The organism is Acinetobacter qingfengensis (genome assembly GCF_008693185.1).
In the GTDB taxonomy this organism is placed as follows: domain Bacteria; phylum Pseudomonadota; class Gammaproteobacteria; order Pseudomonadales; family Moraxellaceae; genus Acinetobacter; species Acinetobacter qingfengensis.
In genome coordinates, this window is record NZ_VXKN01000009.1 from 18,171 (window position 1) to 42,779 (window position 24,609).

A 24,609-nucleotide genomic window follows, 5' to 3' on the forward strand; every position below is an offset into this window, starting at 1 on the left:
TGAATAAAAGCCATAGTTAAACTAAAAGAATTCACTATGGCCATTGGGGGTATTTTAGAAATTAATAGAGTCTAAGCATTAGTCATCAAGCAAATCCATTTGTTTTGCAAGTTGATAAAGATTGTTGGAACGATTGCCTGTTCTACAAAACATTAGGATAGGTTTTGGTAATTCGTTAAAATGATTAGCAAAAGTGCGCACATCAATTTCACTAATTTGTCCGGAAATGACAGGTTGATAAACATAGTCCAGACCTGCTGCACGGGCAGCCTCTTCAATTTGTGCAGAGGTCGGTTGTTCAGCGCCACCTTCCAAGTCAGGACGATTATTAATAACCGATTTAAACCCTTTTTCAACCACCTGAGAAATTTGTTCCGGAGAAATTTGACCTGCGAAACCAACGTGTTGATCCATAACGATTTCCTATTGCTTTGATCGGGATACCATCATCATACCACTCTGATTAACTTTATAAAGTAAACTTTAGCAATGCAATGATCTGACAACAGAAATGCGCAGTAGAAACATAGTCAAGTATGGCATGAAAGCGTTACAATCTTTTTTCATGGAACAATCAGGTTGAGGGCTGAAAAATGATCATTGTTTGTCCAGCATGTATGAAAAAAAATAATTTACCCACAGATATTCCTGTGGCTGAAGCGCAATGTGGGCAGTGTGATCATGATTTATGGTCTGCCAAACCGATTAACTTAAATGATGATAACTTTATGCAATTTGTACCCAATACTGAAATTCCAGTATTTGTGGATTTTTGGGCTGAATGGTGTGGACCATGTAAATCTATGGCACCACATTTTGAACAATTAGCACAACATTATCCTCAGTTACAATTTGCAAAGGTGAATACTGAGGCTGCGCCAAGATTAAGTGCATTCTTTCAGATCCGTAGTATTCCCAGTCTGATTTTATTTAAACAAACCACACAACTGGCACGAGCTGCCGGTGCAATGAATACATCGCAATTGCAGGCATGGCTTGCACAACATGGAATAAGGAATTAGGAGTTATTATGGTTGCTGAACCAAGAGGTAATTTATCATTACAAACCATTGCTATGCCATCAGATACCAACTGGAGTGGTGATATTTTTGGTGGCTGGCTGGTTTCACAAATGGATATTGCCGGCGCAATTCACTGTGAACAAATTACCCGTGGACGTTGTGCGACCATCTCAATTCATGAGATGACCTTTTTGGTGCCGGTAAAAATTGGTGATGTAGTGTCTTGTTATACCGATGTGTTAAAAATTGGTAACACTTCCATTCAGGTTCATATTGAAGTCTGGACAAAAAGCAATCGGGTGGATAGTCCAGTACGTGTAACGCATGGAATTTTTACTTTCGTTGCGGTGGATGTTGATGGTCATAAGCGTAAAATTCCTGAGGATGTCAAAAATCAATATCGTATTGATTGATCAATCATGAAAAAAAAACGCCTCATTTCTGAAGCGTTTTTATTTATTTCTTCTTTTTAGGCAGCCATGCCCAGATCATTTGACATTGAATCGGCTGTTCACCGGAGTCATCAATCACCTGAATAGGAATGTCTAGTTCACCTTTTTCAGTATTTTGAATAAACTTCTGTTGTTCAGCCGAAAGCGTTGCAGTTGCAGTCAAACCGCCTTTAACGATTTTTAAATAATCTACATTTAAAGTTTTGATCAATAAAATATGATCATCAGGTACATTTAAACCGGTTACAAAACCAGTTGCAGTTTCTGCCAGCAATGCCATTGCAGCAGCATGTAAGCCTTTGATATGATTTTGTATATTACGCTGATTGTCCAGTCGAACCACAACCTTTGATTGGCTCACCTCGAGATAACGAATATTTGCTGTTCCTACCATTGGCACAATTCTGCCAAATGCCTTTGACCATAACGTACTACGCAATGATTTGGGCAATTTATATGTCGCCTGTACTACTTTAAATAAACGATTACTTTTTGCCATACCGACCTCAAAAGTGTTCAATCACTGGATGATGTCATACAGGATATATCAGCATATTTAGTCTTTAAAGTTGTTAAATTGCAACGGTAAACCAAACTGCTGTTCTTTTAAAAATGCCATGATCGTTTGCAAGGTATCTCGTTTTTTATCGGTTACTCGAATTTTATCTCCCTGAATAGAAGACTGAACCTTAATTCCACTTTCCTTAATGGCTTTATTAATTTTTTTAGCACTGTCAGAATCCAGACCATCTTTAAGTTTAATGACCTGTACAATATGTTTACCGGAAGCAGCCGCTTTTTGTGGATCTAAAGCCTGTACATCAATTTTTCGTTTGTAAAAATGATTTTCCAGCATGTTATACACTTGCTCACACTGAAAGTCACTTTCGGTACTGATTTTGATTTCCTTGGATTTTTCATTTAATTCAATAGAAACATCCTGACCACGGAAATCAAAACGTGTGGCAATTTCTTTCTGTGTGTTTTGTACAGCATGATTTACTTCAAAAAGCTCAAGTTCTGACACAATATCAAACGATGGCATAAGATTAGACCTTTACATTATGATTTAATATTGAGATGCTAAGGGGGTTTTCTTTTTTTGCCAAGTGCTGTTTTTATCAAAGGAGTGCATAATGATCCGCAAGCAAGAAATCACCACCTTTGAATTCCCTGAAGGTGCTGTAATTTGGGATGTCCGTGATCCGAAATCGTATCAACAAGGTCATATTCAAGGTGCAATTAATTATCCGATTGATACGCTGGATGACCAGAAATTACAACAGGTGCAGACGGGCGAACCGATTTATATTCTTTGTGGTGGCGGCAGTAAAGCACCACGCGCAGCGGAGTTGCTTAATACATTTGATGATCGGCGTGAATACGTGATTCTCATGGGGGGAACACGTGCAGCACGTGATGCAGGCTTACCAATGATTTCGGAGTAAGTAGATTGAGGCATCATTATGAATATGGTGCCTTAATTTAAAGGAGAGAAATGTCATTGTGCTTAAATTAATCGCAGAAGATTTTATTAAAAATGATCAGATTGATCAGGTTTTACCTCTCTATCAAGAGCTAATTGAAAAAACCAGACAAGAATCTGGTTGTATAGCTTATGATTTATATCATGATTTGCGCAATACAGGGCATTTTGTTTTTATTGAAGAATGGCAAGATCGGGCTGCACTGGATTTGCATATTCAATCTGAACATTTCCAAAGACTGGTTCCATTGATTGAACAATATCAACGGGAAGATAATATTTTTACACATATGCAGCATTTTCAGGATATTGTTACACAATATCAAAATAAAAAATAAATAGTATGTATTTTCTAGAAGATACACTCTTAAATTAAACATATTCTGAGATGTATTTAAAATATAAAATCTTATTCATGGATTAAATTTTTTTCTGCTGATTACTATAACCATTTTGTTTTATATATTTATAAAATAAGAAAAATTGCATATTCTTCAGAGAAAATACAAAATTAAACTATCTCACCATTCTATGAAAGATATTAAAAAACAGCCTGATGTTGAGATAAAAATACAGGCTGCTAATTAAAAAAAATTAAAGCTGTTTAACTTTTTTCTTAAAGCGTTGAACACGTAATCGTTGTGCCAGCACAGATGGGATAGGTAAGGCTTCCCCCAAAATTTGTGCTGCAATAATTTCACTACACAATGGTGAAAATAAAAAACCTTTAGAACCTAATCCTGCTAAAGCATGACAGCATGGCTGTTCAGGTGTAATCTGTCCAACCAGTGGTAAATAATCGGGACTTTGTGCCCGTAACGATGCTCGACCTTGCCAGTTTTTTATATTGGTTAATTGTGTAGCCAGTTCAGGCAAAGCATGTTGCATCAATTCAAAATTATGTTGATGATCAGCAATGCGTACATCGGTTTCAGTTTGATTTTGTAAAAACGATGCGCCAAAAATCAATGTATTGGCATTATATGGAATTGCATATCCACCATAACTAAATCCTGTAGTCAGGTGTTGATCCGATAAAGGCGTCTTTAAATCTGTCCAGGATATCTGTCCACGAATGGGTTTAAGTTGAACCGTTTCGGGAAACAGCTGTTGAAGTGATAGGGCATTACAGGCGATTAAATGGTCAGCAGTATAACCTTGTTGCGTGTCATGTAGCGTAACATGGTTCTCTGTAGAGGTAATAGATTGAATTTCTGTAATTTTTAAATCAATTAAAGGATGGGCTAAAACTTGTTGTGCAAATTTATGAGGAAATAATCCTCCGGCGAAATGTAATAAACTGGCAGGAAGTACACTGAGATCCGTAGATTGCCATGCATAAATATCTTGTGGATAGTCATTCACCATTTGTTCTATCTGCTCAATATTTTTGTCGTGTAACTGATACACTTGTAGTGAGCGAAAAGCTTGAAAATTTTTATAAAAATTGATGGCATATTGCCAGCTAACACTCATTAAATGTGTGGCAATATTGTCAATTGAACCCAGCTTGGGATTGAGTAAAGCAAGAGGATTGCCCGAACCGCCAGCCAATGGTTGTGTCTTTTCAAAAATTGTGACTTGAATTCCACGTTGTGCAAATGCCCATGCACAATTTAAACCTGCAATACCTGCACCAATAATGGCAATATTTTGCGGAACTTTAACAGTATTTACCGGTGTTATTTGAACAGGAGAATCTTCAGTCGCATGTTGCCAGACGGCTTTCAGCATTTCCCGTTTGTGTCCAAAACCCTTGGGACGCGTAATTTTTACACCATAACTACGTAAAGCACGTTTAAGCACACCGGCAACACTAAAGGATGCAAAGGTTGTTCCTTCGGCAGATAAACGCATGATGTGTTGGAAAATTTGTTCCTGCCATAATTCAGGGTTACATGAGGGTGCAAAGCCATCCAGAAACCAAGCATGAACAGGTTGGGTACTTTGAATAAGTGGAAAACAATGAGCCGCATCGCCCAGCCACAAATCCACTGAAATCCGTTCATCAGGAAAATTTAGGCGATGGCAACCGGCCAGTGGAAGAGGGTAGTGTTCGATGAGTTGGTCGGCAAGTGGCTTTAATTCATTCCATACCGTTAAAGCGCGTTTTAAATCCTGTAAACTTAGTGGATATTTTTCTACAGAAATAAAGTGCAAATGACTTTGATTGTCTGGTCGTACCTGTTGCCACAATTGCCATAATGCCAGAAAATTAAGTCCTGTGCCAAATCCAGTCTCGCCTACGGAAAAATATTGTTGAGGTTGTAAATTGGCTAGCCGTTCGGATAAGTCATTACCATTTAAAAATACATGTCGTGTTTCCAGCAAGCCATTGGCTTTAGAAAAATAAACATCGCCGAATTGTCTGGAAACAGGAATTTCAACCTCATCTACAGTTTGCCACTCCGGATCGGCAAGGGTAATGGCTGGAAATTTTAAATTTATCATGATGAAAAAACTGCATTAGTCACCATTTACGGCGACGGCGAGTGTAAAGTAAGTGGTAAATAATAATCCCAATAAATACACCAATAGCGATGGTTGCTGCACCATACAAAAACATTTGTGCGCTACGTTCGCTTTGTAACACCTGTACTTGAACGGTAAGATTATCGTTTTTTAGTTGCAATGTTTGATTCTGTGCCAGTGCTTGTTGATTGGCCTGTTCGAGTTGTTGCAAACGTTTTTGCTGTTGTACCAATTCCTGTTTATGCATTTGCTGCATTTTGCTGATTGCAGTGGGAATATCTGTAATTGGTGCAGCCGTACCGGGTTGACGTAAGGGTGGATTTTGTTGTGGTGCAGGTGAAGTAGTAGGGGTTGCTGCTGTGGCAGGCTGCTGAGCAGTAGGTACTGCCCAGATTGAAGTCATCATAAGCCCTGTACACAGTGCAAGGCTGATGCGATGATTTAACATGCCTTATTCGTCCTTTGGAAAAACTTTAACAAAAGGCTTTACATCTACCTGTTTATATACACCAGCATGCACATAAGGTTCATCAGCCAGCCATTGATCTAGTGCTTCGCGGGAATCAAATTCAACGATGATGGTACTGCCATAAAAACCTTTAGCAGGATCATTGATATCTTTAGGTATTGGGCCGGCAGCCAATATGTGCCCTTGTTCATGCAAGGTCTGCAATCTGGCAAGGTGTGCAGGACGGGCATCCAGACGTTTTTGTAGAACATCATCGTGATCGATACATTGAACAACAAAGAATGGCATGATCGTACTCTCTTGATTTAGATGAACATATATAAAATTTAAGCTGAAAATTTTTGTGTATTCAGGATACTTAATTTTCAGGTGTTTTAAAGTGTTTACGCAGAATGACAAGCTGAATAATGATAAACGAAAACATGACAATCATATCGCCAAAGGCAGTGAATTCACCCCAATATTTGCCATTCATAAAAATAAAAGCAAAAAAGGTATGTAAACCAGCCATCACCACAAACAGACCTACCCATGCATAGTTCAGTTTTTTCCATCCACTTCGGCTAAGTTCCATAAATGGACTAAACATTCGTTGGATTAATGGAATCTTTTCTTTACCAAACAATGGACTGAGTAAAAATGCCAGACCAAAGCCCAGATTGAGTAAAATGGCTTTATATTTAATGTAATCAATATCGCTAAAAGCCAGCGTCAAACCACCAAATATAATGGTGCTGGCAACAATAAACCATTGTTGTTTTTCCAGTTTAAACTTCTGAAAAATAAATAGACAGCCATAAACAATCAGGGTCGCAATTAATAAGGCGCAAGTGGCCACCAGAATATTATTCTGATCAGTATTGCCATCACTACCAACTAACTGTAACAATGGATGATGATTATCTTTTGGGTCTGTAGTTTTATAAAAATAGAAGAAGATAATCAGTGGAAGATAATCTAATAACGCTTTCATGATACAGTAGCACGGTGAATTGAGAGAGATAGCATAATACAAACCATGATCGGTGTCGATTTACATACACATAGTTCTTTTTCAGATGGTGAATTATCACCAGAATTTCTGCTGCAAAAAGCTGCTGAACATAATATTCGGATGCTTGCCCTGACAGATCACGATACCATGCAGGGCAATGATATCGCAGCACAACATGCTAAAGCCTATGATATTGATTTTATACAGGGTGTCGAAATCTCAAGTTGGTGGCATCGTCCTAATACCAGAAAAACTTATTCAGTACATATTGTGGCATTAAATATGCAGAATTTGCTGCCAATGCAGAAATTACTGATCAAGCAAAAACAATTGCGGGCAGAGCGTGCGTTATTAATTTGTGAAAAATTACAAAAAATTTTAAAAACAGATTTTTTACCTGATGTCCGAGCTTTAGTTGATGGACATGATGATCGAATTACCCGTAGTCATATTGCCAAAACATTACTCAAGCACAGGGTCGTGAGCCGTATGCAACAGGCTTTTGACCGTTTTTTAAAAGAAGGGAAAGCAGCTTATGTGCCATTTATGGGGGTGGAGCTGCCAGAAGCGATTGAAATTATTCATCAAAGTCAGGGTGTTGCAGTATTGGCACACCCTACCAAATATGATTTATCGGCAACCAATATTCGTTATTTGATCGAATTGTTTGCCCAAGCTAACGGAGATGCTGTGGAATTACCTCCTGTAAATGAAGCAATATCTAGTCGTCAGATGATTGATCGGGAAGTGGAAAAGTTTGGATTAAAGGTATCGATTGGCAGTGATTTTCATGGGAGTCATATGCCATGGTTGACATTAGGTAAAGTTCCTCAATTAAAAGCAGGACAACAAGGGATCTGGGAAAGTTTTCGCTTGGATGGATGAAGTAGAATGTATTGGCGAGAGCAACGAGTTTATTAGAAGGTATCAAAATTTTCTTGTTTGGTATGCTACGAGAGAATTTCGACTGTTTTAATTAAGCCAAAATAAGGGATAAGTTTAGGCTTATCCCTCTTGCTATTTAGGCAACATTGACTTTCGGTTGCGTAACATGAAACTGATCTGGACTGAGAACAGTATCCCGAAGTTCATGGGCAGTTTCTGGATAATCCAGCGTATAGTGTAAACCACGAGATTCTTTACGTTGTAAGGCACAGCGTACAATCATTTCAGAAACCAGTACCAGATTACGTAATTCAATCAAATTCTTACTGACTTTATAATTCTGATAATAAGCATCAATTTCAGATTTTAACATTTCTATGCGGTGTAGTGCACGTTCCAAACGTTTAGTTGTTCGGACAATACCAACATAGTTCCACATACAGGTGCGTAATTCATCCCAGTTTTGTAGGATGACCACATCTTCGTCAGAATCTTCAACTTCAGAAGCATCCCAGTGCGGGACAGCGGGAAGTCTGGATTGTTGTGCATAATGGCGTTGGATATGTTTTGCAGCACTCATGCCATAAACAAAACACTCCAGTAAAGAATTGCTGGCCATACGATTGGCACCATGTAGTCCAGTACACGATGTTTCACCAATAGCATATAAACCTTGAACATCGGTTTGACTAAATTGATCAACCACAACACCACCACAAGTATAATGTGCAGCAGGAACAACCGGAATTTTATCTTTTGTGATGTCAATGCCCAGTTCCAATAGGCGGGTGTACAAAGTAGGAAAATGCGATTTAATAAACGTTTCAGATTGATGTGTGATGTCTAGCCAAACATGACGTAATCCTAGACGTTTCATTTCAAAGTCAATTGCTCGTGCAACAACATCACGTGGTGCAAGTTCGGCTCGTTCATCAAAGCGCAGCATAAAACGTTCGCCATCCGGTAGACGTAAATGTGCACCTTCACCGCGCATGGCCTCGGTAATTAAAAAAGACCTTGCCTGTGGATGATAGAGACATGTGGGATGAAACTGATTAAATTCCATGTTGGCAACACGGCAGCCAGCTCTCCATGCCATGGCAATACCATCACCTGTAGCAATATCTGGATTGGAAGTGTAGAGATAGGCTTTCATGGCTCCCCCGCAAGCCAAAGCAGTAAAAGGGGCTAGAAAAGTTTCAACTTCATTGTTGCATTGGTTTAAGGCATAAACTCCCAATGCACGTTGTTTTTGATCCGTTAAACCGATTTTGTCACTGGTAATCACATCAATTGCGACGTAATTTTCAAAAATATGAATATTATTTTTTTCTTTGACACGTTGTACCAGTGTTGTGGAAATCGCTTGGCCGGTTGCATCAGCAGCATGAATGATGCGTCGCTGAGAATGGCCACCTTCGCGAGTTAAATGCAGTTGATTGTCTTCATCAAGAGTAAATTGCACGCCTTGTTTAAGTAGAAAATCTACAGCCTCCTGACCTCCTTCAACAGTAAATTGTACAGCGTTAAGATGACAAAGCTGTCCACCGGCAATCATGGTGTCCTGTACGTGTAACTGATGGGAGTCTTGTTGATCCAGTACTGCTGCAACACCACCCTGTGCAAAATAAGTACTGGCATCATGAACACTGGATTTGGCCAAAATTGCGATTTGATAATGTTCTGGTAATGATAATGCAAGTGTTAATCCGGCACCGCCACTTCCTATGATTAAGACATCGAATGGATGTGCTGTGTTTTGATGATGTTCCATGATTATTTTATCAATCAAAAAATAATCTAATTAAAATACTCCAAAATAAATTGTTTTGCACGAATTGCATTTGATAAACATGTTGTGGATAGGATGAATTGTTAGATTATTTTTGCAGGGTAATCAATTCATATATGGATGGTTGTTTTTATCTTATTGAAATATTTAATTAAAAGTACCAAATTGACTAATTTGATACTTTTAAATGAGAAATTTTTACGCTGTGGCTTGAATGAGTGCGCTGATTTCAGCAACTTTATCCTGTACACGTTGCGCTGCATTTTCGCCTTGTGCTTCAATATTTAAACGTAATAGAGGTTCTGTATTTGATGCGCGAATGTTGAAACGCCACAAATCAAACTCACAGGAAATGCCATCCATTTTGTCCAAGCGAGGTTGTTGATCCTGATATTGTGACAGTACGTGCTGGATAGTGGCTTGAGTATCTTTGACTTTGAAGTTGATTTCCCCGCTACATGGATATTTTTGAATCATATCGTTGACCAGTGTTGATAGTGATTGTTGTTTTTTTGATAGTAAATCAATGACAAGTAACCATGGAATCATGCCACTGTCGCAATAACCAAAATCCCTGAAATAATGGTGTGCAGACATTTCGCCACCATAAATGGCATTTTCTGCGCGCATAACTTCTTTAATAAACGCATGTCCAGATTTGGATTGTACAGTTGTTCCTTGATATTGTTGTACAACATCAATGGTATTCCATGTCAGACGTGGATCGTGAACGACTTTTTCCTGACCAGATTTATTTAGGAATGCAGCAGCAAGTAAACCAACAATGTAATATCCTTCGATAAATTGACCAGTTTCATCAAATAGGAAGCAGCGGTCAAAATCACCATCCCATGCAATGCCTAGATCTGCTTGATGTTGTAATACGGCATCATGAGTTACACCCTGATTCTCTAATAAAATAGGATTAGGAATACCATTTGGGAAGTTTCCATCAGCTTCGTTGTGTAATTTAATGAATGTCACAGGAATTTGATGCTGTTTAAAGCGGGCTTCAATGGCATCAATCACATGTCCTGCAGCACCGTTTCCGGCATTTACTAGAAGCTTTAGCGGACGTAACGTATTGATATCAATATAGGAAAAAAGATGGTCTACATATTCATCAAGGATGTTATAAGATTTTGTTGTGCCTTTTTGTAACGGTGTTTTAAAATCTCCAGATTCAGCAATGTGTTGGATATCGCGTAAACCTGTTTCAATGCTGATCGGTTTGGCATTTTCTCGTACCAGTTTCATGCCATTATAATTCATTGGATTGTGGCTAGCCGTGATTTCAATCCCCCCCTGAACATCCAGATGAAATGCTGCAAAATATACTTCTTCAGTACCTGTCATGCCTAAATCTAGAACATTGACTCCAGCATCATTTAAGCCCTGAATGGTGGCTTGTTTTAGTGCTTCGCTTGATAGACGGATATCACAACCTACGGCAACCGTTTGAGGCTGATAGAGATCACCATAAGCCCGGCCAATACGATACGCAACATCTTCGTTTAATTCGGTACCCAGTTCACCACGAATATCATAGGCTTTCACACAATTAATTTTCATTCAATATCCTTGAGTTTTGATGGCGTTGTTAATAAAACAATAAGTATATCTAATCTTATGTATACCTTGTGTAAAGAAGATGAATCTATCACTATGAATGGTTATTTTTCTTGAAAGGTTATTTTGTTAGGATATAAATAATTTCTTAGTCTAACAATCGTGAAAATATGATGAATGTAAAAAAAGCAATTTTGCCTGTTGCCGGTTTTGGTACTCGTTTGTTACCAGCAAGTAAATCTATCCCAAAAGAAATGATTACTGTAGTTGACCGTCCAGCAATTGACTACGTTGTTCAGGAAGCAGTAGCCGCAGGCATTGATACCATTATTTTAGTGACTCACCCGGCAAAGCATTCTATTGAAAATTATTTTGACCGTAATAAGGAATTGGAAGCATTACTTGAGCAAAAAAAGAAAGATAAAATTCTTGATGAAGTCCGTCGCATTATTCCAGATCATGTGAGTGTGATTGCTGTACGTCAGCCTGAACCACTAGGTTTGGGACATGCAGTATTATGTGCAGAAAAAATTATTAACAACGAACCGTTTGCTGTTCTTCTTCCGGATGTTTTGGTTGATTCAACAGACAAAAACAACTTACAGCAAATGATTGAACAATTTGACGCAAGTCAGGCATCACAAATTATGGTTGAAGATGTGGAACCTTCCCGTGTCGACCAATATGGTATTGTGGCGCTGGAACAAAATGCAGGTCAGCCAACAAATAATATTGTTGCATTGGTTGAAAAACCTGCTGTAGATCAAGCTCCATCAACTTTAGCTGTGGTCGGACGTTATATTTTTACGCCGGAAATCTTTACTTATTTGCATCAAACCCAAGCAGATAAGTCTGGTGAAATTCAGTTGACAGATGCAATGGCTAAATTACTGGAGATACAAAAAATTCAAGCCTTTACATTAAAAGGTTATACTTATGATTGTGGTAGTAAAATTGGTTATCTAAAAGCAGTTGTTCATTACGCATTGAAACGTAGTGATCTTAATCAGCAATTTTCTGAGTTTTTAGCCACGATTAATCACAAGTAGATATATTCATGCATATTCAAGTTTTAGGTGCGTCGATCAATGCCGCTGTTATGGCATATCATTTGTCAGAGGTTGGGCACAGTATTGTGTGGTTACCTCAAGACGAAAGTTTATTTAAAAAATTGGACAGCCGCCGAACTATTTTTGATGATCTTAGATTGACGTCAGTTCTTCATGATCAACTTGATGCTGGCCGTATTACGTTGTCACCTAGCGAAACGCAAGTCAGTGATATTTGTATTTTAGCTTTTACTGCAGAACAATACATGTTGTTTGAATGTCAGCAAGATAATGATCTTTCTGAATTTAAACTGATTATTAATTATTCTCATGTGGGTCTGGGTAAAACTAATCTTTTAAAAAGTTTAACCAAAAATGCGAATGTTGTTTATATTCCTGATTTTTTACAGGAAGGTAATTTAATCCGTAGTTTTGTTTCGTCAAATCTGATTGTCGGATGTGAATCGGGTAAAGCTGTAGAAGCATTGGTACAGGAAGCATTTAGACCGATTTTTCCATTGGAAAGTCAATATAATTTCATGTCAATTCTTTCCGCAGAATTTACAAAACTCTCCATATCTGGTTTTTTGGCAACCAAAGTCAGTTTTATGAATGACTTATCTAATGCGGCAGAAGCATTAGGGGTTGATATTGAGGAAGTACGGATTGCCATGGCAACTGATCCAAGAATCGGTAAACAATATTTATATCCGGGATGTGGGTTTGGTGGCGGAAATTTGACACGGGACGTTTTAACATTAAAACAAGTGGTACAGCAAACAGGTAATACTACTGGCCTACTGGAAAAAATCTGGGATATTAATGAGTATCAGAAAGAAATTATTTTCAGGAAATTATGGAATTTATTTCATTGCCAGTTAAAAGATAAAGTTATTGCATTTTGGGGTGCTGCATTTAAACCCAATACAGCCAGTCTGGCACAGGCACCTATCCTTAAAATTCTTGAAGCATGCTGGGCACAGGGTGCGATTACACGAGTACATGATCCACGTGCTTTAACAACTTTAAAAGAACTGTATCCTGATCAGCCATTATTACAGTTGTGTACAGATCAGTATGAAACCGTGATTGATGCAGATGCATTATGTCTGGTGACAGAGTGGAAACAATATTGGAGTCCGGATTTTAATGAACTTAGACGACGTATGCGGCAATTACATTTAATTGACGGACGTAATATTTATCGTCCTGAATATGTTGAACAACAAGGCTTTTCCTATCAGGGGATTGGGCGTACAGGGGTGCGTAAACAATGAATGTAGAACAACAATTAAAAGCACTTGCAGTACGGTATCAAACTGTACACATCCATGATTTATTTAAGAATAACCCAAAGCGATTTGAGCAATTGCATCGCAAGCAGGATGGTATCGTTTTTGATTTTAGTAAACAGCGTCTGGATCAGGATGTACTGGATCAATTAATTGCTTTGGCCAAAGAAAAAAAGCTTGATCAATGGATCAAAACTTTGTTTTCTCAAAGTGAAGTTAATCATACCGAACATCGTAGTGCCATGCACTGGGCATTAAGAATGCCGCCGATCACTAATTTGGATGATCCGAATTATGCAGTCAACCATCTGGTACATAGCCAACTGGAAAAAATGTCTGCAATTGTGGAAAAAATTCAGAAAGGGCAATTTCGTGGTGTGACAGGTGAGAAAATTACCAATATTGTCAATATTGGTGTTGGTGGTTCTGATCTTGGACCATTGATGGTCTGTCATGCCTTGGCACCTTATCAACTAGATTTGAATGTTAAAGTCCATTTTGCATCAACAATGGACGGAAGTCAGTTGAGTCAGATTGCAGAAAATCTTAATCCTGCGTCTACATTGTTTATTATTTCCTCTAAGTCATTTACTACAATTGATACCTTACTTAATGCACAAACTGCAAGAAAGTGGTTAACAGATGCATTGGGTGATCATCAGTCAGTGATTGATTGCCATTTTATTGGTGTATCGACCAATATTACAAAAATGAATGAGTGGGGTATTTCTCCCGATTTGCAGTTAAATTTATGGGAATGGGTGGGTGGTCGTTATTCGCTATGGTCTGCGATCGGCTTACCTATAGCGATTTCAATAGGTATGGACCGGTTTAAAAACTTTTTGGCTGGGGCGTATGCAATTGATCAGCATTTTCAACATACTGATTGGTTGGATAATTTACCGGTATTGCTTGGTCTGATTGGTGTCTGGAATAATAATTATCTCGATATTCATACACATGCAATTCTACCGTATGATGGTCGTCTAGAATATTTCACTTCTTATTTGCAACAATTGGAAATGGAATCAAATGGTAAATCGGTGAAACGTGATGATTTACCAGTTTCAGGACAAACCTGTCCAATTATTTGGGGTGAAGTAGGGCCTAATGCTCAGCATGCTTTTTACCAATTACTTCATCAGGGAACAGCAACAGTATCTAGCGATTTTATCATTGCTCAAAGTCGTTACCGAGGTGTAGTAGAGCCTAAAGTCGGAAAACCATTTGAAGCCTTTCAGCAACAGCATCGTTTATCCGTTGCTAACTGTCTGGCACAATCCCGTTTGTTGGCTTTTGGTAGTTATGCTGTTGAGGGGAGTGAGACATTACCGATTTATCGCCAATATCAGGGTAATAAACCGAGTACTACCATGATTATTCCAAAACTTGATCCATTTTATCTCGGTGCATTGATCGCAATGTATGAGCACAAAGTTTTTGTACAATCAGTAATCTGGGATATTAATCCATTTGACCAATGGGGTGTGGAAATGGGTAAAACCATTGCTAAAGAGTTATTACCCGTGCTTGAAGGTCAAACATTGGAACAGCAATTTGATGTTTCTACTCAAGGGTTGCTCAATGAGTTTTTGAATTAATCAACAGTTTTATCAATCTGGGTAAATAAATATGAGCCAGTTATTTCAGCGTAATATTTCTGTTGAAGCACAGCATATTGATCAGTTGGGACATGTAAATAATCTGGCCTATATGCAGTGGATGCAGGAAATTGCACTGGCACATACTGAACACTTGGGACTGGGATTAAATGATTACCTTCAAATGAAGCATGCTATGGTCGCTAGCGAACATCATGTGAAGTATCGTAAAGCCTGTGTGCTTGGAGATAAACTTATCTTGCGCACATGGCTGGGTGAGCTATCAGGTTTTTCCTCTGTTCGACATTATTTATTTTACCGTCCTCAAGATGATGCAGTGGTATTTCAGGGAACCACATTATGGGTGTGTGTAGAATTGGCCACAGGACGAGCAAAACGACTGTCACCAACATTTAGCCAAACCTATCAACCTTTGAATGCTGACATTGATCCGACTGACTTTAGGATTGAAATCGTTTAGATACAGTATCAATTAGTATTGAATTTGATTATACTGCTGTCAATTTTATACAACAGAAATTTAATCCTTTGTTGTACATTTCACCGCATTAAAATGTATTAAGGTCATTCATGGCAGCAGCTAAAAAATCTACGCCGATTAGTAACATTCGTAACTTTTCCATTATTGCCCACATTGATCATGGTAAATCTACCCTTGCTGATCGTTTTATTCAAATGTGTGGTGGCTTGCAGGATCGTGAAATGCAGGAACAGGTTCTCGATTCCATGGAATTGGAACGTGAACGTGGCATTACCATTAAAGCAGCCTCTGTGACCTTATACTATACACACCCGAATGGACAGGAATATCAACTTAACTTTATTGATACGCCAGGACACGTGGATTTCTCCTATGAAGTGTCTCGCTCTTTGGCCGCCTGTGAAGGTGCCTTGTTGGTTGTAGATGCAGCGCAAGGAGTTGAAGCTCAATCTGTTGCCAATTGTTATACTGCTATTGAGCAGGATCTGGAAGTTTTACCTGTATTGAATAAAATTGACTTGCCACAGGCAGAACCTGAGCGAGTTATTCATGAAATTGAAGAAATTATTGGTATTGAAGCAGTTGATGCACCAACTTGTTCAGCAAAAACTGGTTTGGGTGTGGATAGTGTTTTAGAGCGTCTGGTTGATGTGATTCCAGCACCAAAAGGTGATCGTGATGCACCATTACAAGCCTTGATTGTCGATTCGTGGTTTGATAATTATCTGGGCGTGGTTTCACTTGTGCGCATTAAACAGGGACGTATCCGTAAAGGCGATAAAATGCTGGTGAAATCTACTGGACAAACTCATCCGGTGACCTCAGTTGGTGTATTTAATCCTAAACATACCGAAACCGATATGTTAGAGGCGGGTGAAGTTGGTTTTGTGATTGCTGGAATTAAGGATATTTTTGGCGCACCGGTTGGAGATACGATTACTTTGTCTGCAACGCCAGAAGTCACGGCATTACCAGGATTTAAAAAAGTAAAACCACAAGTTTATGCGGGTTTGTTTCCAATTGACTCCAGTGATTTTGAGCCATTTCGTGAAGCATTGCATAAATTACAAATTAATGATTCTGCATTGTTTTTTGAACCGGAAAGTTCGGATGCACTGGGTTTTGGATTCCGTTGTGGATTTCTTGGTATGTTACACATGGAGATTGTCCAGGAGCGTCTAGAGCGAGAGTACGATCTTGATTTGATTACTTCGGCACCGACAGTGGTGTATGAAGCTGTGACCAAAAAAGGTGAAACGATCTATATTGATAGTCCATCGAAAATGCCGGATGGCAGTACAGTAGAAGATTTGCGTGAACCGATTGCCGAATGTCATATCCTTGTGCCACAAGAGTATTTGGGTAACGTTATGACACTGTGTATAGAGCGTCGTGGCGTGCAAAAAGATATGAAATTCTTAGGAAATCAAGTTTCTATCAGTTTTGAAATCCCAATGGCAGAAGTGGTCATGGATTTTTTTGATCGCTTAAAATCCTGTTCACGTGGTTTCGCATCACTGGATTACAATTTTGTACGATTTGAAAGTTCAAGTTTAGTTAAAGTAGATGTTCTGATTAATAGTGAAAAAGTTGATGCTCTTGCCATGATTTGTCATCGTAATGATGCTAGACATCGTGGTATTGCACTGGTTGAAAAAATGAAAGATCTGATTCCTCGTCAGATGTTTGATGTTGCTATTCAGGCTGCAATTGGGGCACAAGTGATTGCACGTTCCACAGTAAAAGCCATGCGTAAAAATGTTTTGGCTAAATGTTATGGTGGTGACGTAAGTCGTAAGAAAAAATTACTTTCCAAGCAAAAAGAAGGTAAAAAACGTATGAAACAGGTCGGCAGTGTGGAAATTCCACAAGAAGCATTTCTGGCAGTACTCAAAGTAGAACGATAAGCACATAGAGGATCTTATGGATTTTGATTTTAACTGGATACTTGTTCCGGCTACCCTAATTTTCTTTTTTATCTGGTTGCTGGATAAGCTGGTTTTTAAACAGAACACGCAACTGAAACAAAAAAAACAGGCAGTTGTACAGGCTGATCAGCAAGTTATTCAGGCACAACAGCATTTTGAGCAGTTAAAAGCCAAATATCCAGAGAAGGTCATTGCAGATTCTGTTCCACAAGCTGATGATCCTGCCGAAATTATTCAGGCACGTGATCAGCTTGGTCAAATCAAGGTTCGTGCTGCACAGGCGCATAATGATCTTAATGTACACAAAACTAATCCACTAATTAACTGGGCTTATGATTTTTGGCCAGTATTAGCAGTTGTTTTGGTATTACGTTCATTTTTTTATGAGCCTTTTAATATTCCATCAGAATCGATGAATCCGACATTAGAAACAGGAGATTTTATTCTGGTGCAAAAGTATGCTTATGGCATTCGTTTACCTTTGTTAAACAACAAAATTATCCATACCAGCGAACCGGAAAATGGTGATGTAATTGTTTTTCGCTATCCGGAAAATCCAAGTATTAGCTATATCAAGCGAGTTATTGGCGTCCCTGGGGACAAGATTGTTTTCCAAAATGGGGTGTTATACATTAATGGCGAAAAACAACCTTATCAGCTTGGTAGTCAGGTGTCCTTACCTGTGAAACTTGAAAGTGTGTCTGGTCAAGCCGAAAGCATTAATGTTCAAGCACAACAATGGGTGGTTAACATTGGTCAACATCGCTTTTTGACGCAATATATAAAACCTGAACAGACTGCGGTAGATGCACAACAATATATTCAAAACTATCAGGCACAATCTTCTTTACCTTTATCACTGAATCAGAATTGGCAGGTTACTGTTCCACAGGGACAATATTTTGCGATGGGCGATAATCGTGATCAAAGTGCAGATAGCCGTTATTGGGGATTTGTCCCTGAAGCGAATTTGACAGGTAAGGCAACTTATATCTGGATGCATAAAGACCCGGGATTACACTTGCCGTCATTTAAACGCAATGGGAGTATTCCATAAACTGGAGTCATCAATCATGTTAAAAAAACAGCGTGGCGTTTCTTATATCGGGATATTTATTGGTATTTTACTGGCAGCATTGGCACTGAAAATCATGATTGCCATTTGGCCAGCTTATTGGGATGATCGTATCATTAATTCTGAAATAGAAAAATCATTGCAGAATTTATCTAAAACTAAAAATTCTGAAAGATTTAAACAAGATTTAATTAGTCGATTGTCCATTAATAATATTCAGGATATTGATCTGGATAAGGTACTTAATGTTGATGATAGTGATGGTATTACCATAAAAAAAGACTATGAAGTGCGTAAGCACTTTATTGGCAATATTGATTTAGTGCTGACATTTAAGCAGAATTTTTCTACACAAGGCTCAACCTCAGGTGGTCAATAGTAAACAGGTGAAAGACGATCGGTTAATGTTGCGATTGGGATATCAATTTCAACAGCAGGAATTACTTAAACAAGCGCTGACTCACCGTTCGGTAAGTCAGCGTCATAATTATGAGCGATTAGAGTTTCTGGGTGATTCTTTACTTGGTATGATTATCGCAGAATATTTATATTTACGTTTTCCTTTGGAAAAAGAAGGACGTCTGACCCGAATGCGAGCAACACTGGTAAGGCAGGAATCACTGGCAAAAATTGCCAAGGATTTAAAGCTCAGTCATTCTTTGATATTGAGTGTTGGCGAATTGAAATCAGGCGGTCATAATCGTGAGTCTATACTGTCTGATGTGGTAGAAGCGATTATCGGTGCGATTTTCCTTGATTGTCAGCAACTGGAAATTTTAAAGTCAATTGTTCTAAAATGGTATCAGCCTTATCTTGAAGAAATTGAACCGGGCGATCAGTTAAAAGATCCCAAATCCCGCCTGCAGGAATATTTACAGGCAAAAAAATTACCCCTACCGATTTACGATGTGGTCCAGATTCAGGGCGATGCACCGAATCAGCATTTTACCATTCATTGTCAGGTCGAAGGTTTATCTATTGTTAAAGGTGAGGGTGCCAGTCGCCGTTTTGCCGAACAAGCTGCAGCCGCAGAAATTTTAAAGTTATTGGAGCACGTTGAGTGAGTACTCAGGACCATCAGGATCAATCGCAAGAACAGGACGTTATTGGCCAGTTCTTTAACAATGAACAACGTGAAATTCCAAGTGATTTTCGCAGTGGCTTTGTTGCGATTGTTGGACGACCAAATGTGGGCAAATCCACCCTCATGAATCACTTGCTAGGTCAAAAACTTTCAATCACTTCCCGAAAACCACAAACCACTCGACATAAAATTATTGGAATTGATAGCCGTGAAAAAATGCAGGCTGTGTATGTTGATACACCCGGAATGCATAAAAAAGAAGTGCGTGCAATCAATAAAATGATGAATAAAGCAGCTCATTCTGCTTTACGTGATGTTAATCTGGTTTTATTTGTGATCGATAGTCAAAAATGGACACAAAATGATGAGCTTGTTCTGGAAAAACTGCGTAATGCGGAAATGCCAGTAATTTTAGTGATCAATAAAGTTGATACACTGGATGATAAAAAAACAATTTTGCCATTGATTCAAGAACGTACCAAACTCATGAATTTTGCTGAAATTGTTCCAGTTTCAGCATTACGAGGTGCCAATCTTGATCATTTGCGTGGCACCATTACCAATTACTTACCGTTTTCACCACCATTATATGCATTTGATCAGTTGACGGATCGTTCAGAACGCTTTTTGGCAAGTGAAGTCATCCGTGAAAAAATTATGCGTCAGTTAGGTGAAGAATTACCTTATGATTTAACAGTACAAATTGAAAGTTTTAAGACGGAAGATTCAACTGTTCATGCAAAAACTGGAAAAATGAAACCTGCATGTACATACATTGATGCAACAATTTTTGTAGAACGCCCGGGACAAAAAGCAATTGTAATTGGTGATAAAGGTCGTAAGCTTAAACAAATTGGTATGGATGCACGTACAGACATGGAAAAAATGTTTGAGCAAAAAATTATGTTAACACTCTGGGTAAAAGTCAAAGGTGGCTGGTCAGATGATGAGCGTGCATTAAAAAGTTTGGGTTATAGTGATATATAAGTGGTGATAATATGAAAAAAATATTGATTTTATTAAGTTTATCATCAGTATTACTATTACAGGGCTGTATCACTAAAGTTGTAACCGTTCCTGTGAAAGTTGCTTATAAAACCACTAAAGGTGTAGTGAAGGGTACTGCCGCGGTCGTAGGTGCTGTAATTCCTGATGGTGACGAAGAGAAAAAAGAAGAAAATCAAGAACGGGATCAAGACTAGACATATTTATGCGCCATCAGGCTTTAACTGGTTTTGCACTGCATCAACGCCGTTATCGTGAGCGCAGTCACATTTTGCATTTTTTTAGCCTTGAGTTTGGACGGGTGGATGGCGTAATTCGTCAGACACCGCCTTCGCTTTATCACTTTGCAACATTACAAGCCAATGGTAAATCAGAACTAAAAAATTTTAGCCAACTTGATGTACAGGGTCAGCCTTTTTATTTACAACAAAAAGCTTTATTTGCTGGATTTTATCTCAATGAAATTTTATTGAGATTGTTGCCTTTGGAAGAAGCTATGCCTGCTACCTATGCAGCATATATATTGGCTTTGGAGCATTTGAAAATCTTGGCAAGTGATGATCCGCATGATTTTCAATTGAAATTAATTTTGCGACAGTTTGAACATACCTTTTTAAATGAATTGGGTTATGCCGTGGATTATTTTCAAGATAGTTTTGGGCAAGCGATTCAACCAGAAAGTTATTATCAATTTATTCCACAGGATGGTTTTCAGCCGCAGATCACGCCACAGGGTTTTTTAGGGCAGGATTTAATTCAAATGGGGCAGAGTACCGAAATCAATTCGGCAAATATCACATTACTTGCTAAACTATATCGTATTATTCTAACTGAGCTGTTAGGCAACAAACCACTAAAAAGCCGACAACTTTGGGTCAGCCAACAGCAACGAACATAAGGCTATTCATCATGTCTGCATTATTAGGTGTAAATATTGATCATGTTGCAACATTGCGTCAAGCGCGAGGGACCTGTTACCCCGATCCTGTGAATGCTGCATTGATTTGTGAACAGGCAGGTGCTGAAGGCATTACCTTACATTTACGTGAAGACCGCCGACATATTCAGGATGCAGATGTTTATCGTATGCGCCCATTACTCAAAACCCAGATGAATTTGGAAATGGCCGTTACTGAAGAAATGGTTAAAATTGCATTGGAAGTGAAACCACAACACGTCTGTCTGGTTCCTGAACGGCGGCAGGAAGTCACTACTGAAGGTGGGCTGGATGTGCTGACTCATTTTGAAAAAGTGAAGGCAGCAACACAACAACTCGTCAATGCAGGTATTGACGTATCTTTATTTATTGATCCTGATGCCAGACAAATTGATGCAGCATTAGCTTGTGGTGCGCCAACCATCGAAATTCACACAGGTGCTTATGCAGATGCTCAAGATGATAGACAGGTCGATGAATTAAAAAGAATTATTGATGCAGTAGAATATGCTCACGGACGATTAGTCATTAATGCTGGACATGGTTTAAATCTGGATAATGTTACGGCTATTGCTGTTTTGCCGCAAATTCATGAATTAAATATCGGACATTCAATTATTGCAGACAGTATATTTGTTGGCTTGGCACAGGCTGTTCAACAAATGAAAGCCGTTATTCATGCAGCAAGATAAGGTTGTTTAATAATGCGTGATGATTTAAACCAGTTAATGCAACCTGTATATGATTTTTTAGGATGCCAGACACCGCAGGCGTGGCTTAATGCTGCACAGGAAAACTTAGAGTTGTTAATGCAGGATCATGCCAATTGCGAAAAAAAAGCAGCAGGTACAGCCATGAATCTGATGTTTAGATACAGTTTTTTCACCGATTTACAGGTGAAACTGGCACAATTGGTGCGGGAAGAGATGCTGCACTATGAACAGGTATTGGAATTTATGGCAAAACGCGGACAGCAATGGAAAGCTGTGAGTGCAGGGCGTTATGCAAGTGAATTGCGTAAAGAAATTCGGACTTATGAACCTGAAGCACTGGTGGATGTGCTGATTATTGGTGCATTTGTAGAAGCTCGTTCCTGCGAACGTTTTGCAGCATTGTCACCAATTGTTGATGAAGAACTTGGAAAATACTATCGATATCTACTTAAGTCTGAATCTCGGCATTTTGAGGATTATTTGGCTTTGGCCAAAGATGTGGCTACTACAGCAAAAATGAAGAACCCTGAGGAAGAGATTGAAAATCGGATTGAACATATTCAGGAAGTTGAAAAAAATCTGATTTTGATGCCTGATTCAGTATTTCGTTTCCATAGTGGTACACCGGTTTAAAGAAATAGAAAAATTAATATTCGCTTGACGATCAAAAGAAAAGTACGAAAAAACACCATGTCTATCAGTGTTTTTTTATTTTGGTCACAATAAGCTGCTCCAAAATGAATCACGCTAGTCTTTTTATCATATAATTCGCGCCTTAAAATTTAACATAAGGTTGATGTGTTAATGACAATTCAAGAGCAAATGTTGCAATGGGTGAATTTTTTTAATAACCCATTATGGAGCTTTTTGGTCTATTTCCTATTGGCCGTAGGTTTATTTTTTACTTTGATGACAGGCTTTATTCAGGTTCGATGGTTTTTTCATTCTATCGCCATCATGAAAGGAAGTCGTAAAAAAGGAAATGATGAACATGGCATTACTCCATTTCAGGCATTTGTGACAGGATTGGCAAGTCGGGTTGGTGTGGGAAATATTGGTGGTGTGGCGATTGCTATTGCCATTGGTGGTCCAGGTGCCGTGTTCTGGATGTGGGTAACGGCAATTTTAGGCATGAGTTCTGCCTTTGCAGAATCAACACTTGCTCAATTATTTAAAATTCGTGATCCAAAAAGTAAACAGTTTCGTGGTGGGCCTGCGTACTATATTACCAATGGCCTAAAAAATAAGACCTTTGGTGTGGTATTCGCTTTGGCAATGATTCTGGCTTACGGTTTTGTATTTAATTCTGTACAGGCCAATGCAATGATCAAGGCATCTTCACATGCCTGGGGATGGGATAAAGCTAATTTGATTATTCCATTAGGCCATCTCAATTTTGTAGTTTCTTGGGTTGGTCTAGTATTAGTGTTGATCACTGCCATTGCAATTTTTGGTGGAATTAAACGAATTGCAAAATTTGCCGAAATGTTTGTACCTTTAAAAGCGGGAATTTATCTTGGATTGGCATTGTTTATTGCCTTAATTAATTATGAAAAAGTTCCACATATTTTTTATTTGATCTTTACTGAAGCTTTTAAGGTTGATGCAGCAGCAGGCGGCTTAATTGGTGGTTTAATTTCTATTGCTATGATGCAGGGTATTAAGCGAGGACTATTTTCTAATGAAGCAGGTATGGGATCTGCACCGAACGCCGCTGCTGCATCTGATGTGCCGCATCCAGTTAATCAGGGTTTGGTACAAATGCTTGGCGTATTTGTAGATACCTTTATCGTCTGTACTTCAACGGCCATGATTATTCTTATTTCAGGTGCTTATACCCAGTCTGGTTTTGAAGGTGTAGAGTTGACTCAGCATGCACTTGAAACTCAATTAGGAAATTGGGGCGGTGATGTATTGGCAATTTTATTATTCTTGTTTTGTTATTCTGCCATTTTGGGTAACTATGCTTATGCGGAAGGTAATATGCAGTTTTTACACAGTAGTAAGATCTCTATGTTTATTTTCCGTTTATGTGTATTAGCAATGGTTTATTTTGGTGCCGTTACTAGCGTTCAATTGGTATGGAATATGGCTGATTTGTCTATGGGAATTATGGCAACCATCAACCTTGTGGCGATTGTATTATTATCCCCTTATGTTTTTAAACTTATCAAAGATTATTCCAGACAGAAAAAAGCAGGTAAAGAGCCAGAATTTAAATTGTCTGAGCATCCGGATTTACAGAAGAAAATACAGTCTGATATTTGGTAATGACATAGTTT

General features: G+C 38.6%; 28 protein-coding genes and 1 pseudogene. 20 read left to right on the forward strand and 9 right to left on the reverse strand.

The window, feature by feature from the left end; translation table 11 throughout:
* Positions 1–78: 78 nt before the first annotated feature.
* Positions 79–414 carry a TIGR01244 family sulfur transferase gene (locus tag F4V57_RS11280; protein ID WP_070068433.1) on the reverse strand — a complete coding sequence of 112 codons (336 nt, stop codon included), beginning with the start codon at positions 412–414 and terminating at the stop codon, positions 79–81.
* A 179-nt stretch (positions 415–593) separates the two neighbouring features.
* On the opposite strand from F4V57_RS11280, the gene trxC reads away from it, so the two are divergent.
* Positions 594–1,022 carry a thioredoxin TrxC gene (gene trxC / locus F4V57_RS11285; protein WP_070068432.1) on the forward strand — a complete coding sequence of 143 codons (429 nt, stop codon included), beginning with the start codon at positions 594–596 and terminating at the stop codon, positions 1,020–1,022.
* An 8-nt stretch (positions 1,023–1,030) separates the two neighbouring features.
* Positions 1,031–1,435, forward strand: a complete 405-nt coding sequence (locus F4V57_RS11290) for an acyl-CoA thioesterase (protein ID WP_070068431.1) — start codon at positions 1,031–1,033, stop codon at positions 1,433–1,435.
* Positions 1,436–1,478: 43 nt separating this feature from the next.
* On the opposite strand, the gene F4V57_RS11295 is transcribed toward F4V57_RS11290, so the two are convergent.
* A complete protein-coding gene (locus tag F4V57_RS11295) occupies positions 1,479–1,973 on the reverse strand; it encodes a DUF4442 domain-containing protein (RefSeq protein WP_070068430.1) in 495 nt (164 codons plus the stop codon).
* A 57-nt stretch (positions 1,974–2,030) separates the two neighbouring features.
* Complete coding sequence (locus F4V57_RS11300) at positions 2,031–2,519, reverse strand: YajQ family cyclic di-GMP-binding protein (protein ID WP_070068429.1); 489 nt, start codon at positions 2,517–2,519, stop codon at positions 2,031–2,033.
* Between the two features lie 91 nt (positions 2,520–2,610).
* Here F4V57_RS11300 and F4V57_RS11305 point away from each other — a divergent pair, with 91 nt between their 5' ends.
* Both F4V57_RS11305 and F4V57_RS11310 read left to right on the forward strand, forming a co-directional pair.
* Positions 2,611–2,922, forward strand: coding sequence for a rhodanese-like domain-containing protein (locus F4V57_RS11305; RefSeq protein WP_070068428.1), 312 nt, complete (start codon positions 2,611–2,613; stop codon positions 2,920–2,922).
* A gap of 58 nt (positions 2,923–2,980) precedes the next feature.
* Complete coding sequence (locus F4V57_RS11310; RefSeq protein ID WP_070068427.1) at positions 2,981–3,298, forward strand: putative quinol monooxygenase; 318 nt, start codon at positions 2,981–2,983, stop codon at positions 3,296–3,298.
* A 256-nt stretch (positions 3,299–3,554) separates the two neighbouring features.
* Here F4V57_RS11310 and mnmC read toward each other — a convergent pair whose 3' ends face one another.
* The 4 genes from mnmC to F4V57_RS11330 form a co-directional block, all read right to left on the reverse strand.
* On the reverse strand, positions 3,555–5,411 hold the full coding sequence (gene mnmC / locus F4V57_RS11315) for an FAD-dependent 5-carboxymethylaminomethyl-2-thiouridine(34) oxidoreductase MnmC (RefSeq protein WP_141729191.1): 1,857 nt from the start codon (positions 5,409–5,411) through the stop codon (positions 3,555–3,557).
* 19 nt (positions 5,412–5,430) lie between these two features.
* Complete coding sequence (locus F4V57_RS11320; protein WP_070068426.1) at positions 5,431–5,880, reverse strand: hypothetical protein; 450 nt, start codon at positions 5,878–5,880, stop codon at positions 5,431–5,433.
* A gap of 3 nt (positions 5,881–5,883) precedes the next feature.
* Complete coding sequence (locus F4V57_RS11325; protein ID WP_070068425.1) at positions 5,884–6,189, reverse strand: YciI family protein; 306 nt, start codon at positions 6,187–6,189, stop codon at positions 5,884–5,886.
* Positions 6,190–6,259: 70 nt separating this feature from the next.
* Positions 6,260–6,874 carry an inner membrane-spanning protein YciB gene (locus F4V57_RS11330; RefSeq protein WP_070068424.1) on the reverse strand — a complete coding sequence of 205 codons (615 nt, stop codon included), beginning with the start codon at positions 6,872–6,874 and terminating at the stop codon, positions 6,260–6,262.
* A gap of 45 nt (positions 6,875–6,919) precedes the next feature.
* Here F4V57_RS11330 and F4V57_RS11335 point away from each other — a divergent pair, with 45 nt between their 5' ends.
* Entirely contained in the window at positions 6,920–7,780 is an 861-nt protein-coding gene (locus F4V57_RS11335) for a PHP domain-containing protein (RefSeq protein WP_070068423.1), read from the forward strand.
* A gap of 136 nt (positions 7,781–7,916) precedes the next feature.
* Here the strand turns inward: F4V57_RS11335 and nadB are convergent, their stop codons facing one another.
* Both nadB and F4V57_RS11345 read right to left on the reverse strand, forming a co-directional pair.
* Positions 7,917–9,554 (reverse strand): L-aspartate oxidase, encoded by a 1,638-nt coding sequence (gene nadB, locus F4V57_RS11340; protein ID WP_070068422.1) that lies wholly within the window; start codon positions 9,552–9,554, stop codon positions 7,917–7,919.
* Positions 9,555–9,770: 216 nt separating this feature from the next.
* Positions 9,771–11,144, reverse strand: coding sequence for a phosphohexomutase domain-containing protein (locus tag F4V57_RS11345; protein ID WP_070068421.1), 1,374 nt, complete (start codon positions 11,142–11,144; stop codon positions 9,771–9,773).
* Positions 11,145–11,314: 170 nt separating this feature from the next.
* Here F4V57_RS11345 and galU point away from each other — a divergent pair, with 170 nt between their 5' ends.
* From galU to F4V57_RS11415, 15 genes and pseudogenes are all read left to right on the forward strand, one after another.
* On the forward strand, positions 11,315–12,190 hold the full coding sequence (galU, locus tag F4V57_RS11350; protein ID WP_070068594.1) for a UTP--glucose-1-phosphate uridylyltransferase GalU: 876 nt from the start codon (positions 11,315–11,317) through the stop codon (positions 12,188–12,190).
* Between the two features lie 8 nt (positions 12,191–12,198).
* Positions 12,199–13,467, forward strand: a complete 1,269-nt coding sequence (locus tag F4V57_RS11355; RefSeq protein ID WP_070068420.1) for a UDP binding domain-containing protein — start codon at positions 12,199–12,201, stop codon at positions 13,465–13,467.
* The gene (gene pgi, locus F4V57_RS11360; protein WP_070068419.1) at positions 13,464–15,083 is read left to right on the forward strand and encodes a glucose-6-phosphate isomerase; all 1,620 of its coding nucleotides are present in this window, start codon (positions 13,464–13,466) and stop codon (positions 15,081–15,083) included. The genes F4V57_RS11355 and pgi overlap by 4 nt, the downstream gene beginning before the upstream one ends.
* A 31-nt stretch (positions 15,084–15,114) precedes the next feature.
* Positions 15,115–15,564 carry an acyl-CoA thioesterase gene (locus F4V57_RS11365; RefSeq protein ID WP_070068418.1) on the forward strand — a complete coding sequence of 150 codons (450 nt, stop codon included), beginning with the start codon at positions 15,115–15,117 and terminating at the stop codon, positions 15,562–15,564.
* Between the two features lie 110 nt (positions 15,565–15,674).
* A complete protein-coding gene (lepA, locus tag F4V57_RS11370) occupies positions 15,675–17,492 on the forward strand; it encodes a translation elongation factor 4 (protein ID WP_070068417.1) in 1,818 nt (605 codons plus the stop codon).
* Between the two features lie 16 nt (positions 17,493–17,508).
* A pseudogene (locus F4V57_RS14790) lies at positions 17,509–17,595 on the forward strand (signal peptidase I); the annotation flags it as partial.
* 177 nt (positions 17,596–17,772) lie between these two features.
* Positions 17,773–18,570: a signal peptidase I gene (gene lepB, locus F4V57_RS11375; protein ID WP_171492132.1), complete on the forward strand. Its 798-nt coding sequence runs from the start codon at positions 17,773–17,775 to the stop codon at positions 18,568–18,570.
* A 16-nt stretch (positions 18,571–18,586) separates the two neighbouring features.
* Positions 18,587–18,967, forward strand: coding sequence for a DUF4845 domain-containing protein (locus tag F4V57_RS11380; protein WP_070068415.1), 381 nt, complete (start codon positions 18,587–18,589; stop codon positions 18,965–18,967).
* Positions 18,968–18,992: 25 nt separating this feature from the next.
* Positions 18,993–19,652 (forward strand): ribonuclease III, encoded by a 660-nt coding sequence (rnc, locus tag F4V57_RS11385; protein ID WP_070068414.1) that lies wholly within the window; start codon positions 18,993–18,995, stop codon positions 19,650–19,652.
* Positions 19,649–20,659 (forward strand): GTPase Era, encoded by a 1,011-nt coding sequence (gene era, locus F4V57_RS11390; RefSeq protein ID WP_070068413.1) that lies wholly within the window; start codon positions 19,649–19,651, stop codon positions 20,657–20,659. The genes rnc and era overlap by 4 nt, the downstream gene beginning before the upstream one ends.
* 11 nt (positions 20,660–20,670) lie before the next feature.
* Positions 20,671–20,874, forward strand: a complete 204-nt coding sequence (locus F4V57_RS11395) for an NF038104 family lipoprotein (protein WP_070068412.1) — start codon at positions 20,671–20,673, stop codon at positions 20,872–20,874.
* A gap of 8 nt (positions 20,875–20,882) precedes the next feature.
* A complete protein-coding gene (gene recO / locus F4V57_RS11400; RefSeq protein ID WP_070068411.1) occupies positions 20,883–21,575 on the forward strand; it encodes a DNA repair protein RecO in 693 nt (230 codons plus the stop codon).
* 11 nt (positions 21,576–21,586) lie between these two features.
* Positions 21,587–22,306 (forward strand): pyridoxine 5'-phosphate synthase, encoded by a 720-nt coding sequence (pdxJ, locus tag F4V57_RS11405; RefSeq protein WP_081409121.1) that lies wholly within the window; start codon positions 21,587–21,589, stop codon positions 22,304–22,306.
* Between the two features lie 12 nt (positions 22,307–22,318).
* Positions 22,319–22,960, forward strand: coding sequence for a tRNA-(ms[2]io[6]A)-hydroxylase (gene miaE, locus F4V57_RS11410; protein ID WP_070068410.1), 642 nt, complete (start codon positions 22,319–22,321; stop codon positions 22,958–22,960).
* A 171-nt stretch (positions 22,961–23,131) separates the two neighbouring features.
* A complete protein-coding gene (locus F4V57_RS11415; protein ID WP_070068409.1) occupies positions 23,132–24,598 on the forward strand; it encodes an alanine/glycine:cation symporter family protein in 1,467 nt (488 codons plus the stop codon).
* Positions 24,599–24,609 lie beyond the last annotated feature (11 nt).